The 15,263-nt window shown below is 62.3% G+C and carries 12 protein-coding genes; 8 read left to right on the forward strand and 4 right to left on the reverse strand.

The features are described 5' to 3' along the window. From tssE to tssB, 3 genes are read right to left on the reverse strand one after another with little or no spacing between them, the layout of a single operon-like run. Positions 1-411 (reverse strand): type VI secretion system baseplate subunit TssE, encoded by a 411-nt coding sequence (gene tssE, locus ACK3BK_RS10265; protein WP_186669704.1) that lies wholly within the window; start codon positions 409-411, stop codon positions 1-3. Next, entirely contained in the window at positions 408-1,898 is a 1,491-nt protein-coding gene (tssC, locus tag ACK3BK_RS10270; RefSeq protein WP_186669703.1) for a type VI secretion system contractile sheath large subunit, read from the reverse strand. The genes tssE and tssC overlap by 4 nt, the downstream gene beginning before the upstream one ends. Positions 1,899-1,914: 16 nt before the next feature. Beyond that, positions 1,915-2,418, reverse strand: coding sequence for a type VI secretion system contractile sheath small subunit (gene tssB, locus ACK3BK_RS10275; RefSeq protein WP_186710589.1), 504 nt, complete (start codon positions 2,416-2,418; stop codon positions 1,915-1,917). A gap of 358 nt (positions 2,419-2,776) precedes the next feature. On the opposite strand from tssB, the gene vasI reads away from it, so the two are divergent. Genes vasI through ACK3BK_RS10295 form a run of 4 tightly spaced genes read left to right on the forward strand, consistent with a single transcriptional unit; the run spans position 2,777 to position 8,927 of the window. After that, positions 2,777-3,352: a type VI secretion system-associated protein VasI gene (gene vasI / locus ACK3BK_RS10280; protein WP_238343442.1), complete on the forward strand. Its 576-nt coding sequence runs from the start codon at positions 2,777-2,779 to the stop codon at positions 3,350-3,352. Continuing rightward, positions 3,340-4,800: a type VI secretion system protein TssA gene (gene tssA, locus ACK3BK_RS10285; protein WP_186722090.1), complete on the forward strand. Its 1,461-nt coding sequence runs from the start codon at positions 3,340-3,342 to the stop codon at positions 4,798-4,800. The genes vasI and tssA overlap by 13 nt, the downstream gene beginning before the upstream one ends. Next, entirely contained in the window at positions 4,800-8,408 is a 3,609-nt protein-coding gene (tssM, locus tag ACK3BK_RS10290) for a type VI secretion system membrane subunit TssM (protein WP_411384229.1), read from the forward strand. Before tssA ends, tssM begins: the two co-directional genes overlap by 1 nt. An 18-nt stretch (positions 8,409-8,426) precedes the next feature. Beyond that, positions 8,427-8,927, forward strand: a complete 501-nt coding sequence (locus ACK3BK_RS10295) for a hypothetical protein (protein ID WP_411384230.1) — start codon at positions 8,427-8,429, stop codon at positions 8,925-8,927. Between the two features lie 15 nt (positions 8,928-8,942). On the opposite strand, the gene ACK3BK_RS10300 is transcribed toward ACK3BK_RS10295, so the two are convergent. Next, positions 8,943-10,064, reverse strand: a complete 1,122-nt coding sequence (locus ACK3BK_RS10300; RefSeq protein WP_411384231.1) for a mechanosensitive ion channel family protein — start codon at positions 10,062-10,064, stop codon at positions 8,943-8,945. Between the two features lie 211 nt (positions 10,065-10,275). Between ACK3BK_RS10300 and ACK3BK_RS10305 the strand changes: the two genes are divergently transcribed. From ACK3BK_RS10305 to ACK3BK_RS10320, 4 genes are all read left to right on the forward strand, one after another. Then, positions 10,276-10,791: a sigma-70 family RNA polymerase sigma factor gene (locus ACK3BK_RS10305; RefSeq protein ID WP_411384232.1), complete on the forward strand. Its 516-nt coding sequence runs from the start codon at positions 10,276-10,278 to the stop codon at positions 10,789-10,791. Next, on the forward strand, positions 10,788-11,735 hold the full coding sequence (locus tag ACK3BK_RS10310) for a FecR domain-containing protein (RefSeq protein ID WP_186669696.1): 948 nt from the start codon (positions 10,788-10,790) through the stop codon (positions 11,733-11,735). Before ACK3BK_RS10305 ends, ACK3BK_RS10310 begins: the two co-directional genes overlap by 4 nt. Positions 11,736-11,802: 67 nt before the next feature. Further along, positions 11,803-14,196 (forward strand): TonB-dependent siderophore receptor, encoded by a 2,394-nt coding sequence (locus tag ACK3BK_RS10315; protein WP_411384233.1) that lies wholly within the window; start codon positions 11,803-11,805, stop codon positions 14,194-14,196. Positions 14,197-14,348: 152 nt separating this feature from the next. Continuing rightward, positions 14,349-15,254 (forward strand): LysR family transcriptional regulator, encoded by a 906-nt coding sequence (locus ACK3BK_RS10320; protein WP_054892743.1) that lies wholly within the window; start codon positions 14,349-14,351, stop codon positions 15,252-15,254. Positions 15,255-15,263: the final 9 nt, after the last annotated feature.

Here is a 15,263-nt window from a genome sequence, read left to right on the forward strand (position 1 = left end):
TCACCTCACTCGGGTGTGGCGGTTATGGCCGTTGACCAGCAGCTCCAGTTGCAACTGCTCCGTGTGGTTGTTGACCTGCACGTGGCAGTCCAACCTGAAATGCAGCTCCAGCGGCGCGTGGCAATCGGGCACTGCCTTGAGCGAACGCACATGCACGCGGGGCTCGAAGCGCAGGATGGTGCGGCGGATGTCCGCGCTCACTTGCTGCAATAGGTCGCCACTGCTTGCGTCGTGTCCATTGAAGTCACGCAAGCCCAGCTCGGGGCTGCTCTGCGAGCAACCCTGGCGAGCGTTGAGCAAGGTTTCGAGGTGACGCTTGATGGCGGCGAACTTTTGGCTGGCGTTTTCTTGCCGGGACGGCTCCCGGCAGACGGACTGATCCACCGTCAAGCGATCGAAAAATCCACTCATTGCGTATCGAGCCGTCCAACCAGGGAGATTTCGAAGTTCGCGCCCATGTACTTGAAGTGCGGGCGTACGGCGAGCGACACCTGGTACCAGCCTGGATCGCCGGCAACGTCCGATACCTCGACTCTGGCGGCACGCAATGGCCGGCGGCTGCGCACATCGGCAGAGGGGTTTTCCTGGTCTGCGACGTATTGCTTGATCCATTTGTTGAGCTCGGACTCAAGGTCACGACGCTCCTTCCAGCTGCCGATCTGTTCGCGCTGCAGCACCTTGATGTAGTGGGCCAGGCGGTTGACGATGAACAGGTAGGGCAGTTGGGTGCCGAGCTTGTAGTTGGTCTGCGCTTGCAGCCCTTCCGGGGTCTTGGGGAAGTTTTTCGGTTTTTGTACCGAGTTGGCGGAGAAGAACGCGGCGTTGTCACTGTCCTTGCGCATGGTCAGAGCGATGAAACCCTCTTCGGCCAGCTCGAACTCCTTGCGGTCGGAAATCAGCACTTCGGTCGGGATCTTGGCCTGCAGCTGGCCGAGGGACTCGTACAGGTGCACCGGCAGGTCCTCGACGGCGCCACCGGACTGCGGACCGATGATGTTCGGGCACCAACGGTAGCGGGCAAAGCTGTCGTTGATGCAACTGGCCAGCAGGAAGGCAGAGTTACCCCACAGGTAGTTGTCGTGTTTTCCGTCGATGTCCTCGTAGTAGTGATAGCTCTGGACGGGATTTTCTTGGGGGTGATAGGCCGAGCGCAGCATGAACCGCGGGCCGGTCAAGGCCGCGTGCCGGGAGTCCTCACTTTCACGGAATGCACGCCACTTGGCATGACGTGGGCCGGCGAAAATGTCCTTGATCTCTTTCAGGTTGGGCAGCTCTTCGAAGCTGCTCAGATTGAAGAACTCGGGGGACGGCGCGGCGAGGAAAGGGGCGTGAGACATCGCACCGACGGAGGCCATGTAACTCAGCAGTTTGATATCGGGGGAAGAGGGGCCGAAGTTGTAGTTGCCCACCATGGCTGCAACCGGCTCGCCGCCAAACTGACCGTAGCCTGCCGTGTAAACGTGTTTGTACATTCCACTGCAGGTGATATCGGCAGCATTCTCGAAATCATCGAGCAAGTCTTCCTTGCTGACATGCAGGACTTCAAGCTTGATGTTTTCGCGGAAGTCAGTGCGATCGACCAGAAGTTTGAGGCTGCGCCACGAGGATTCGAGCTGCTGGAACTCAGGCTGGTGCAGGATCGCATCCATCTGTTTGCTGAGCACCCGATCCACTTCGGCGATCATCTGATCGACGCGGTGTTTGTTGATTAATTGATCTGGGTCATCACTTTTAAGTATTTCTGCGATAAAGGCCGAGACGCCCTGCCTGGCGACCTGATAACCCTCTTGTGCAGGCACCAATTTGGTTTCTGCCATGATCTGGTCGAGCAAGCTGGCTGTGCCCAATGTGTCGACAGTTGTTTCAACGGCCACGGTAGTGCTGTTTTGCTTAGGCATGGGACGCTCCGCTGTCTCAGTCTTCTTTTGGCGCTTCGAGCACCAGGTCCAGTTCTTCGGCGAGTTGTTTTCGGGCGTGCTCGTTGCTCAACAGATGCTGCAGTTGCTTGCGAAACGCAGGCACATTGCCCAACGGCCCTTTGAGGGCAACCAAGGCTTCGCGCAGCTCCAGCAGCTTGTTCAGCTCCGGTACCTGACGGGCGATCCGGTCTGGCCCGAAGTCGTTGATCGACCGGAATTGCAACTGCACGGCAAGCTCTGTGCCTGGAGCCGCGTTGAGCATGGAGGGCACGGACATGCCCAGGCTTACGTCCGCGTCATTCAGTACGTTGTTGAATGTGTGTTTATCGATGCGCATGACAGGACGATCTTCCAGCGCACGGTTGTCATTCAGGCCGAAATCGCCCATGACCAGCATCTTGTGGGGAAGCTCTATTTCGGCTTGTTCATCTCCAGTGGCCGGAACATATTTGATGTTTATGCGTTCCTTGGGCGCGACTGAGCCAATATTCTTAGCCATAAAATCTATCCTTGGTCTGTAGGAAGTTTCCGTGATGCGTGAGCTTTGCAAGCTTACTTGTAGGAAAGTTCTCTAAGTGCGGGGCGAATTTTCACTTTTATAGTTAGCGGTAACTTCATCATTAAAAACCTTGCATTGAGTGGTGTTAATTGGTCGAGCGGGAATTTGTAACTAAATATTTGTTTGTTGTTTTTCTCGCTTATGGCCTACGATTTCGCCAGTTTTAAGATGCGACTGGAATTAAGCGATGCGCAGGTCTGGTCTCGGGTAAGTGCAGATTTAGAACAGGAAGTTATTGTCAGTGATTGTGCGCAATACATACGGCGTAGGGATTTCTCTGCTACTCAGTTGTATGCCGATGCCTGCATACGCTGATCGAGATTGCCCAAGGATCGTGTCCAATCTTGAGCGCCTGGCATGTTTCGACAAGTCCGCAGGAACACCGGCTCGCGTTGAGCCGCTGAGGTGGTCCGCGCCGGAGCAGGACTCACCCACCGTGCGCCGCGTGTTGGCTCATGAAGCGAGTCGGCCGCCAGAGGACCTGACGTTTCGCCTCAGCGCTGAAGGGGAGGGGTTGCTGATATCCGCACCCGCCATCGCATCGGCAACGCCGTCCCCATACTTGGTCATCAGCTGTGTGCAGAACATCTCCAGGTTGCAGTTGGTCGTTGGACGCCCGCTCGATGTAGGCCGGGTGACGGTGCAGTTGCTGGGCGAACGCCGCAATACCAACGCGACACCATGGCAGGTAATGGAAAACGGTCAGGTCCTCGACGCTGGTCGAGGTTTGCCGGGGATCGAGCAGATCAAGCAACTGATCGGCGCCCACCGCATTCACGTCCAGAGCGACAACCCGGCCATCGATGGCTTGATCTTTGATGCCCAGGGGCTTGACCCACTCATCGATGAGGCGCGCAAGACATGTCGCTGGTAGCACAGGTTTCGGCTGAAGAAATCGCCCGGCTGCTTGCGCCGATCGACCCACAGGCACCGGCTGGCCTGTTCGATGTGGAGGATGAGACATACCAGGCCATTGACCAGGAGATGGTCAAGCTGGGAGGGTTGCAGGAGACCTCGATCGACTGGACCTACATCGAAGAGGCTTCCCGGCAGTACTTGGCCCAGCAGTGCAAGCATTTGCGAATCGTTACCCACCTGAGCGCGGCATGGCTGCGCGCCGATTGCTGGCAGCGCTGGGGATTTACCTTGGAGCTGTTGGCGGGTGTGGTTGAACGCTATTGGGAAACCGCTCATCCAAAACCGGGCCCCAAGGGCTATCTGGGCAAGCGCAAGCTGGTCACCATCGTGGTCACCCGCTTGATCGAGGCGCTGCCGCGACTAGACCGCTTCACCTACAACGCCTCCCATGCAGCCCTGGCTGAGGACGGCTTGAAGCGTCTGCAACAGCAACAGGACGCCGCACAGTTGGATTCCGCGGCACTGGGCGAGCTCGAGCACGTGTTGGGCAAACACCTGGAACTTGCCAGCGGCGCCGGCGAGTCTTCGCCTACGGCTGCTGCACCCAACATCAAACCTGAATCTCTGGCGCAAGTCATTGCCAAGCCAACGCCACGCGTGTCGCTGGGCAACGAGCGAGAAACGCGGCGTGCCGTACTGAGCATGGCCGAGCTCATCAATCAGCAGGACCCCTACGACCCTACCGGCTACCAGCTACGCCGCTTCGGCCTGTGGGCACATATTCAGGCCGCGCCGCAGACCAGGCAGGACAATCGAACGGAGCTGATGGCGGTTCCGCAGGATATTGCCGGTGACTATGAAGAGGCCATCGCGGGCACGACGGTTGATGCGGCATTGCTGCAGCGGATCGAGAAAAGTGTGACGGCTTGCCCTTACTGGATTCGCGGCAGTTTCCTCGCGGCGGCCGCCGCAACCCGGTTGGCGATGGGCGAAGTGGCCGAGGCCATTCGCGCTGCCACCGCGCGGTTTGTGCTGCGCATGCCAGCGTTGCAGCAATTGTGTTTCAGCGACGGCCGGGTATTCGTGGATGACCAATGCCTGGCCTGGCTCAAGGGATCCCAAGGGCAATCCGATCAGGGTGCAGGCGCTCAGGAGTTTGCAAGCTTGCGTGAAGAGTTGACCGGCCAACTGGAAGTCGGTGGCGTCGAACCGGTTCTGCTCAGGCTGCAAGGGATGCAGGCCGATCTGCGAACGCCTCGGGAGCGCTGCCATACCACGGTGGTCGCTGCTGACTTGCTGGCTGCGCGGGGGGTGTCCTGGCTGGCGCAGGACCTGTGCGCGAGCGTTGCCCGGACGATGCAGCACACCACTGCCAGCGCCTGGGAGCCGGAGGTCTTTCAGCGGCTTCAGCAATATGCCGCCCCCCAGTTGCTGGTTGAACGGAGCAAGGAGCAGGAATCTTGATGAAGCAATTATGGAAGCAACTCAAACGCAGGGGCTTGCCGCTGGTGACGCGCATTGGCCTGGCGATGCCGCTGCTGCTCGTGCTGGCTGCTGTGCTGATGCTCGTTGCCATCTGGTGGCTCGGTCCGCAATGGACGTGGCGCGAGCAGCGACCGTTGGCCAGCATTGCCCATCGAGGGCTGGCAAGCCTGGTGCTTGTGCTGATACCCCTGGTGTGCTGGCTCGTGGTGTTGCGCAGGCGTTTTCGCCATCTGCAGGCAGAGCGCAATCAGGCAGCAGCCGTCGAACTGGATCAAACGTTGCCGTTCGTTCAAGCGCAAGAGAAGGCATTGGACCAAGGGCTTTCGCGATTTCTACACAATGCCGGTGGGCGACGAGCGTTGTACCGACTGCCCTGGTATCTGGTAGTGGGCGACCAGCATGCAGGCAAGACCAACTTCCTCGACCGTACCGAACAAAGTTTCTCTCTGACTCGCATCGACAAGGCACGGGCGCGTGGCCGACCAGTGCAAGCACTGACCTATCCGATCGGTTGGTGGATCAGCAACGATGCGGTGATCATCGATCCGCCAGGCGCTTTTATCAGCCAGGGGGCTGGGGTCGCTTCGCCTGCCGAGGAAGCAGACGCAATGCCAGTACCTCCCACCACTTCGGCCAGATTGTGGCAGCACCTCCTGGACTGGCTGCTGCGCAACCGAAGCCAGAGACCCCTCAACGGTGTGCTGCTGGTTGTCGATCTGCCTGCACTGTTGCACGGCACACCTGAGCAACGTGTCGCGCTGGCGCATGTCTTGCGCGCGCGGCTGTACGAGGTGAGCAGCCAACTGGGCTCACGCCTGCCGCTGTATGTGGTACTGAGCAAGTTCGATCTACTGGATGGTTTCGATCAGCTTTACGCCGGGCTTCCCGCTGCGGCGCGGGAAAAGATGCTGGGCTTCACCTTCAAGCTGGATGCGATTGGAACGTTCGACGCCTGGCTGGACGAGTATGGCGATCACTACGATCGGTTGATCAGCCAGTTGTTTGAGCAGGTGCTGGACCGACTCGATACATTGGGCGATGCATCACTGCGGGCGCGTCTCTTCTCATTGCATGCCCAGCTGGTTGGGCTGCGCCCGATACTACTGAGATTCCTGCAAGAAGCACTGGCAAGTGACCGTTTCACCACGCCTGCGCTGGTGCGTGGTGTGTACTGGTCTTCGGTAGTGCAGCAAGGCGACATGCTCAATGCATTCGTTCGCGAGGCTGCCCAGCCCTACAAGACAAAACTTCCGCTGCGCGAGGGTAAGGTCCAAGGCAAGGCTCTGGTCTACTTCATCCAGCATGCCTTCAGGCGCGTCATCTATCAGGAAGCCGGGCTTGCCGGGGACAACATCAGAGTGGCGCGTAGCAAGCGGCAGTTGCTCTGGGTTGGCACGGGTGTGGGCGCACTGGCTTTTCTTGTCGCCATCGCCAGTTGGCAACGCTACTTCGATATCAATGGTGCCAAGGCCGCCAACGTGCTCGCCAAAAGTCGGGAGTACAGGCATCACGAAGTGGACCAGCGACTCGACCCGACCGGGCGCAACCTGCTGGAGCCGCTGGATCAGATCCGCGACGCGGTGTCGGTATTTGGCGACTACCGTGGCGCATGGCCGGGTGTGGCTGATTTAGGTTTGTATCAGGGGCGTGCCATCGGTCCGCGTGTCGATGAGGCCTACCTTAGTTTGCTCTCGAAACGCTTCCTGCCGGCCTTGGCCAGTGGGGTAGTCGATGCCATGGATGCGGCCCCGCCAGGTAGTGAACAGCAGATGGCTGCCCTGCGGATATACCGGATGCTGGAGGATCGCCAGAACCGCCGATCCGAATGGGTCGAGGAGTGGATGGCTCGCCAGTGGCAGCAGAAATTTCCTGGCCAGGGCCAACTGCAACGCGACCTCATGCGGCATCTGAAGTACGCGATGGCGTATGCCGATACCGAACTGCCGCAATACAACCAGCGAATCGCCGAGGTGCAGCAGATTTTACGCAAGGCGCCGCTGCCAGAGCGGATCTATGCGAGCCTCAAGCAGCAGGCGGGGGAGCAGTTGCCTACAGGCCTGGACCTGCGTCATCAGGTCGGGCCGACCTTCGACGTGGTGTATCAGTCGTCTGTCGGTGCCAGGCATGGTGAAAGTGTGTTGGTAGCACCCATGCTTACGGCCAAGGGCTTCAGAGAATACTTCGAGCCGCGTAGCCAACGGTTCGCCGAAATGGCCATGGTCGACGAGTGGGCACTGGGCGAGCGCGGCCAGCTCGACTACTCGGATGCAGACCGAGAGGCGCTGGGTGAACGGCTGCGCAATTTGTACAGCGCCGATTTCATCGACAGTTGGCGGCGTGCCTTGAATGCTTTCTCGGTGGCCGACTTCCGCGATCTGGATCATGGGGTTGAGGTGCTTCAGCAGTTCACCGGCCCAGCCGCACCGCTGCATCGGCTATTGGATACGGTGAGGGTCAATACTTCGCTGTCATCTGCTGTGGAGGCAGATGCAGTTGCGCAGGCTGAGGCCTTACGACCGATAACCCGCAAGCCCGAGCAACAACAGGCGTGGGCTATTCAGCGTGCGTTTGCCGGGCTGAGCGCGATGTTGCAGGCAACGGGTGAAAAGCCCAGCTATTACGATGAAACCCTTGCTGCCATTGCCGCTGTTCATGATTACGCCAAGGCAGTGCAGGACAGTCCGGACAGAGGCAAAGCAGCACTCCAGGCAGTACTTCAGCGCTTCTCGATGACAGGGCCCGATCCGATCGGCACCTTGCAACGCGTAGCCACCGGCTTGCCAGAGCCAATCAACCACCAGGTTAGAAAAGTGGCCGATCAAACGGCACAAGTGCTCAACATCGAAGCCCTGCGCGAACTGGAGCGGCGCTGGGATGCCGAGGTGTACAGCTTCTTCCAGCAGCGCCTGGCTGGACGTTACCCCTTCGTGGTGCGGGCACCCGATGCTTCGCTGGACGACTTTGAAGCCTTCTTCGGGCCTAAGGGACGGCTGCAGCAGTTCAACGATCAGTACCTGCGTGTTTTCCTGAAGGACAATCTCGAAGCCCTGCAGGCTGGCCAGCAAGGGCGGTCGTTGATTCGCAGCGATGTGATCGAACAGTTGGAGCGGGCAGATCGCATCCGCGAAACGTTCTTCGATCAGCGCGGCAACCTGAGCGTACAGTTCAGCATCGAGCCGCTGGGGCTCAGCGCTAACCAGCGTACCAGCCTGCTGGACCTCGATGGCCAGCTGATTTCTTACACCCATGGTCCGCGCCAGATCACCGGTATCGTCTGGCCTAATACTCTGGGGCAGCACGTGCGCAGCAACCTGACCTTGCTCAGGCAGAACGGCAACAGTAGCAGCTTGGAATACCGCGGGCCTTGGTCGATGTTCCGCTTGCTCAGCCGTGGCTCGCTCAATGGACGCACCGCGACCAGCGTGGACTTGAGCTTCCGGACCGGTGACGGCGTGATGCGCTATCGACTCAACGCGGAGAAGGCCTTCAACCCTATAACGCAAGAGCCTTTCAAAGGTTTTCAGTTGCCACGAGGATTGTTGCAGCAGTCGCCCAAGCTGGAGCCAACTACGCAGGCCCGGCTATAAGCGACGCCAGCTGGAGCGATGCTGCTCGAACGTCTGGGCAACCGCAGCCTGCTGGCCGTACCACTGATGGCGGTGCTGGTGTGCTGGCGCGTGGCCCACGGTGTGAGTGGTGCGATTCTGTGCCTGTACGTGCTGTTCCACCTGGCCAATCATCTGACCGGGCTGGTCGGGCCCGAGCTGCACGTTGAGGTCATGGACCTTGGCCGTACCCTTTACCGGGCGGGCTTCATTGAACCGCTGCTGGTACTGGCATTCGTCTTCCAGGTGGTCAGCGGCCTGCATCTGGCCTGGCGTTGGAGCGCGCGCGTGCTGCTCGATCCCTGGAACATCCGCCTGGTGCCGCACTACGCCCTGGGTGTGTTCCTGGTACTGCTGCACCTGCTGCTTGGGCTGCGCATGGTGATGCAGGCGCACGGTTTACAGGCTCGGGCAGTGCGTCTGATCTGGCGCAGTGGCGTGATCGCCTGCGCGGCCATTGCGCTGGCGATCATTGCCGGGATGTGCGGGGTGCGGCTGTAGCGCCGGGGGCGGCGTTCAGTTCCCCTGCGAGTCCCGTCCCCTGACATGAGTAAGCTGGTTCGAAGCCTCCGGCAAGCCTGTCACCTTGATCGAGCGCGCGCCGACGGCAAACTTGGCGCCGACCTTGGAGAAGCGTTCGAGCAACTGGAAGTTGATCGCCTGCTGGATGTCCATGTACAGGTTGTAGCCCGGGTCGAGCACGATGTAGACCGCTTCGAACTCCAACGCCTCCTTGCCGAAGCCGCGCAGGTGGGCGCGGTCGAAGCGCACCTGGCCCTGGGTCTTGATCGACTCCTCGACGATCGCCGGGGCCTTTTTCACAGCCTCGGTGGGCGTGTCGTACGACAGGCCGAACTCGAAGACGATGCGCCGTTCCTGCAGGCGCTTGTAGTTCTGGATGGTGCTGCTGATCATGCCGGCGTTGGCCATGACGATCTGCTCGCCGCCGAGGCTGCGGATGCGCGTGGTCTTCAGGCCGATGTTCTCCACGGTGCCAGCGAGCGAGCCGATGACGATAAAGTCGCCGACCTCGAACGGTTTGTCGACGGCAATCGACAGCGAGGCGAACAGGTCGCCCAGCACATTCTGCACCGCCAGCGCCACGGCGATGCCGCCAACGCCAAGGCTGGCGACGAAGGCGGTGATGTTCACGCCCAGGTTCGACAGCATCGCCAGCAGCACCACCGACCACAACAGCACCCGCGCGCCCCAGCCCGACAGGGTCGCCAACGCGCTGCCGCGGTAGGCATTGCCGGTGTCGTGGCGGGCGAAGTAGCGGGTCAGGCCGAGGGCGATGGCGCGGTTGGCCCACAGGCCGATCTGCAACGCAGCGACCACGAACCACAGGCTGCCGACCCGGTCCAGCCAGCGTTCCGGCAGGTCCAGCACGCCAAGGCCGACCAGCAGCGAGGCGAGCATCAGCAGGAAGTTGCTGGTGCCTTCGAGTACCTGGGTGATGAGCCTGCTGAGCTGCCCGTCATGGCTGGACCACTGGCGGGCACGGCGCTTGAGGAAACTCAGCGCCCAGCGCGTCACCAGGAAGGTGATCACCGTCACCGTCAGGGCCAGCAGCAGGTTGAGGATGGAGATGCCGAATACCGTGGTGGTGGTCAGCAACTGCAGAAATCGTTCGTCCATCGGGTCCCCCTCCGAGGTGTTGTTGATTGCAGGGTGTGCCGTGGGCACAACCTGTTTAGAAGGGGGAGGTGGGTGAGGGTTTAATTGGATTTTGCCGGTGGCCGTAGCCGCCGCTTCGCGGGCGGATGACAGCAGGGCACCTTGGCGAGCGGATGAGAAATAATTAGAATCACTCGCATTCGTATCTCATCCTCCCTCAGCGTGCCTCCGAATGTCCGACCCCGCCGCGGCAGCCGAACCCAGTTTCAACACCCTCTATCGCGACCATCGCAGTTGGCTGCAAGGTTGGTTGCACCGGCGCCTGGGCGATGCCTGGACTGCGGCGGACCTGACCCAGGACACCTTCCTGCGGGTGCTCGCGGCGCAGCAGGGCAACGCCGTGCCGAGCCTGCGCGAGCCACGGGCTTACCTGCTGACGGTCGGGCGCCGGTTGCTGGTCAACCACTACAAGCGGCGCAGCCTCGAACAGGCCTATCTGAATGCCCTCGCCAACCTGCCCGAGGCGCTGGCGCCGTCGCCGGAGCAGCGCTGGTTGCTGCTGGAAACCTTGCAGGCCCTGGATGACCTGCTCGATGGCCTGCCTGCTGTGGTACGCCGGGCCTTTCTCTGGTCGCAGCTAGAAGGGCTGGACTACGCCAGCATCGCCGGGCGCCTGGAGGTGTCAGAGCGAACGGTGAAACGCTATATGGCCAAGGCATACGAACACTGCCTGCTGGTGGACCTGTGAGCACCCCGGTGGATGCCGGTGCACGCCAGTTGGCCCGTGAGGCGGCGCAGTGGCTGGCCTTGCAGGATGCCGGCCAGCTCGACACGGAGCAGGCTGCTGCACTGCAACGCTGGCGAGCCCGCAGTGCCGCCCATGAAGCCTTGTGGCAGAAGGCCGAGGGTCTGCGTCAGCGCTTCGCCCAGGTCCCGGCGCCACTGGCGGTGGCTTGCCTGGACCGTCCCGATCCGGATCGCCGCCGCCTGCTGGGGCAAGTGCTGGGCTTCGGCGCACTGGCACCGCTGGCCTGGCTGGGTTATCGGCAGTTGCCGCTGGACGACTGGCGTGCCGACCTGCGTACCGCCACGGGCGAGCGCCGCGGCTTGACCCTGCCCGATGGCAGCCGGTTGCAGCTCAACACCGGCACTGCGGTCAATCTGGACTTCGCCGAAGGTCGCCACAGGCTGCAACTGGTGCAGGGCGAAATTGCCCTCGACACCGTGGGCCCGCTGCAGGTGCAGACCCGCGACGGTCTGGTGCGGGTGCATGGGGCCAGTTTCTGCGTGCGTGAGCGTGCGCAGGGCTGTGTGGTGTCGGTGACACGTGGCCAGGTCAGCCTGCAACCGCTGGCCGGGCCGACGGTTCGCCTGGAGGCCGGGCAGCGGGCGATGCTGAGCGCCTCTGGGGTGACAGCCAGCCAGCCGTTCGACGCCCAACTGCCGGGCTGGCAGCAGGGGTTGTTGATCGTCGACGACCAGCCCCTGGGCGATCTGCTGCGTGAACTGGATCGCTACCGCCCCGGGCTGCTGCGTTGGGACCCGGCGCTGGAGCAGTTGGCGGTGACCGGCACCTTCCAGCTCGATGACACCGACCGCATTCTCGCCCTGCTGGCGGCGAGCCTGCCGCTTCAGGTGCATTACCGCACCCGCTACTGGGTGTCGCTGACCCCTCGCAAGAAAATTGCCTGAAGCCTGTCCCTTTTTTTGCGCCCGCTTGTCATCAAGGGTATCCACCCCTGACCTGAGAGCGTTCCGGATGTCCCGCACCCCTTTGCTTCGTCCTCTATCCCTGCACCTGATGCGCGCTGGCCTGCTGCTTGCGCTGGGTCTGCCCGCGCCAGGTTGGGCCGATGAAGCGCGGCGCAGCTACCAGGTGCCGGGCGGCAGCCTTGGCGCGGTGCTGACACGCTTTGCTGGCCAGGCTGGGGTCAGTTTGTCGGTGGACCCGGCGTTGGTCGCCGGGCGCAGCAGCCTGGGGCTTGCGGGCGAATACGGGGTGGAGGAGGGCTTCGCCGCCTTGCTGCAGGGCTCGGGCCTGATACTGGTCTCGGCAGGGCCCGGTAGCTTCACCCTGGTACGCCAGGCCGCGCCGGTCGAGGGCGCGCATGTGCTGCCCGAAACCAATGTCCATGGCCAGGGCGCTGCGCTGGCAGGCGACGCCTACGCCGGCGGCCAGGTGTCGCGACGCGGCAGCCTCGGCATGCTGGGCGAGCGCGACTACATGGAAACGCCCTTGAGCATGACCTCCTACACCCGCGAGATGCTGCAGAACCAGCAGGCCCGCACCCTTGCCGATGTCGTCGCCAACGATCCCTCGGTGCGCAGCACCAACCCCGCAGGTGGACGCTTCGAGCAGTTCTCCGTGCGCGGCTTCAGCCTGTACAACAGCGATGTGGCCTACGGCGGGTTGTATGGCGTGCTGCCGACCTATTCGATCGACATGGAGATGGTCGAGCGGGTCGATATCCTCAAGGGGCCAGGCGCGCTGCTGGGCGGCCTGGCGCCCAATGGCAGCATTGGCGGCGGGGTCAACATCGAGCCCAAGCGCGCTGGCCAGACACCGCTGACCGAGTTCACCGCGTTGTACGCCTCGGCGGGACAGGGGGGCGGTCATCTGGACATCGGTCGGCGCTTTGGTGACGAGCAACGTTTTGGCGTGCGCCTGAACGCGGTGCGCCAGGCCGGCGACACCGAGTGGGATCACCAGCACATGGACCGCGAGGCGACGGTGCTGGGCCTGGACATGAAAGGCGAGCGCACCCGCCTGTCGCTGGATATCGGGCATCAGGCGCGTGACGTGGATGCGCCGATGGAGCGTGTCGGCCTTGCCGCAGGGCTCAAGGTGCCGGATGCCAAGGACATTCACCACAATTTCGCCCAGCCCTGGAGCTACTCGCGGGCCAAGGATACCTTCGGCGCCGTGCGCGGCGAGTACGACTTGAGCGACAACTGGATGCTGCTCGGTGCCCTGGGCGCGCGCAAGGGCGACTACGACTTCATGCGCCACGCCGTGCAGGTGGTCAACGATGCCGGGCGCTTCACCGTCAGCCCGCGCGCCTTCCAGCGCGAGGAAGACGTGGTGACTGGCACGGTCGGCGTGCGCGGCTGGTTCAACACCGGCGCGGTCGGCCATACCCTCAACATCAGCCTCAATCGCTTCGACCTGACCTTCGACAACAGCGGCGCACGCTACGCCAACGGCTTCAGCAACCTGTTCGACCCGGTGACCTTGCCCGCACCGGGCGCGCCGTTGTCCGACGACAACCCGACCCACACCAACACCGTGCTGTCGAGCCTGGCCCTGGCCGACACCCTGAGTTTCGCTGACGACACTGTGCTGCTCACCCTCGGCGCGCGCCTGCAGCGTGTCGAGGTTGACAGCTCCGAGCCCGGCGAGCCCGACCAGCGCTACGACGAGCGCGCCACCTCTCCGGCCATGGGCCTGGTGTGGCGCACCACCGAGCAGCTGTCGCTGTACTTCAACTACATGGAGGGCCTGACCCAGGGCCAGGTGGCACCGGAAACGGCGAACAACGCCGGCAAGGTCTTCGCGCCGTACCGCAGCAAGCAACTGGAGGTCGGCGCCAAGTACGACATGGGGCGTTTCAGCACCACGGTCAGCCTGTTCCGCATCGAGAAACCGTCGTACTTCACCGATGCCCAGAACAACCTCAGCGCCGACGGCGAGCAGCGCAACCAGGGCCTGGAAATCAGCCTGTTCGGCGAGCCACTGGACGGGGTGCGGGTGTTGGGTGGGGCGATGTTCCTCGATGCCGAGCAGACGCGCACGGCCAATGGCCGCAACGATGGCAACCGGGCCATCGGTGCGCCGGTGGTCAATGCCAACCTTGGTGTTGAGTGGGACCTGCCAGCCATCGACGGGCTGACCCTCAGCGCCCGCGTCATCCATACCGGCAACCAGTACCTGGATGCCGCCAACCGGCAGAAGATCGACGCCTGGCAGCGTTATGACCTGGGCGCGCGCTACGCGCTCAAGCTCGGTGACAAGGACGTCACTCTGCGCGCCAGCGTCGAGAACGTGCTGGACAAGACCTACTGGGCCTCGGCCAACGTCCCCGACGGCACCGCCACTGGTCTGACCCTGTCGACCCCGCGGACGTGGCTGCTGTCGGCGACGGTCGGGTTCTGAGGGGCCGTTGCCCTGGGGGCGGCCAACAAGCGAGCAAAAATATGCTCAGCCCCCAGGCAAATCCTAGGCTGCACTGGCCGCACGCACGCGAGCCACTAAGGTAAGGTGAGAGGAAAATTCCGCGCGCCGCCCACGGCGCCCCAGAGGTGCCCATGGCTTCCTATACCTTGCGACAACTCAAGTACTTCGTCACCACCGTGGAGGCCGGCAGTGTTGCCGAGGCTTCGCGCCAGCTGTACATCGCCCAGCCGTCGATCTCCACCGCGATCAAGAGCCTGGAAGAGAGCTTCGGTGTGCAGTTGTTCATTCGTCACCACGCTCAGGGCGTGTCGCTGACCCCCAGTGGCAAGCGCTTCTACGCCAAGACCAAGGCGCTGCTGCAGATGTCCCACGAGTTCGAGCAGAACGCCCTGGCCGACAACGATACGGTGGCCGGGCAGATCGACATCGGTTGCTTTGAGACTGTCGCGCCGCTTTATCTGCCACGGCTGATCGCAGGTTTTCGCGAGCGTTATCCCGGTGTGGATATCCGCCTGCGCGACGGCGAGCAGCAGGAGCTGATCCAGGGGCTGACGGCGGGCACCTTCGACCTGGCGTTTCTCTACGACCACGATCTGGACGGCACCATCGAGGCCGAGCCGCTGATGCCGCCGCAGAAGCCCTATGTGCTGCTGCCCGAGAAGCACCGCTTCGCCAGCCAGGCCCAGGTTTCGCTGCGCGACCTTTGCCCGGAGCCGATGATCCTGCTCGATGTTGCGCCGAGCCGTACCTACTTCGTCAGCCTGTTCAACGAAATGGGGCTGACGCCGAACATTGTCTTCAGCTCGCCATCGATCGAGATGGTGCGGGGGATGGTAGGGCAGGGGTTCGGTTTCTCGCTGCTGGTGACCCGGCCGCACTCACCCTTCACTTACGATGGCAAGCGCCTGGTGACGCTGGATATCGCCGAGCCGGTGGCGCTGTCGGGGCTGGCGGCGGCGCACCTCAAGCGTGTGCAGTTGACCAAGCCTGCGCAGTTGTTCGTCGAGTTCTGTCGCGAAGAGTTGGCGAAGCTGTAAACGATTCGC

The sequence above is a fragment of the Pseudomonas sp. L7 genome (assembly GCF_046605565.1).
In the GTDB taxonomy this organism is placed as follows: domain Bacteria; phylum Pseudomonadota; class Gammaproteobacteria; order Pseudomonadales; family Pseudomonadaceae; genus Aquipseudomonas; species Aquipseudomonas wayambapalatensis.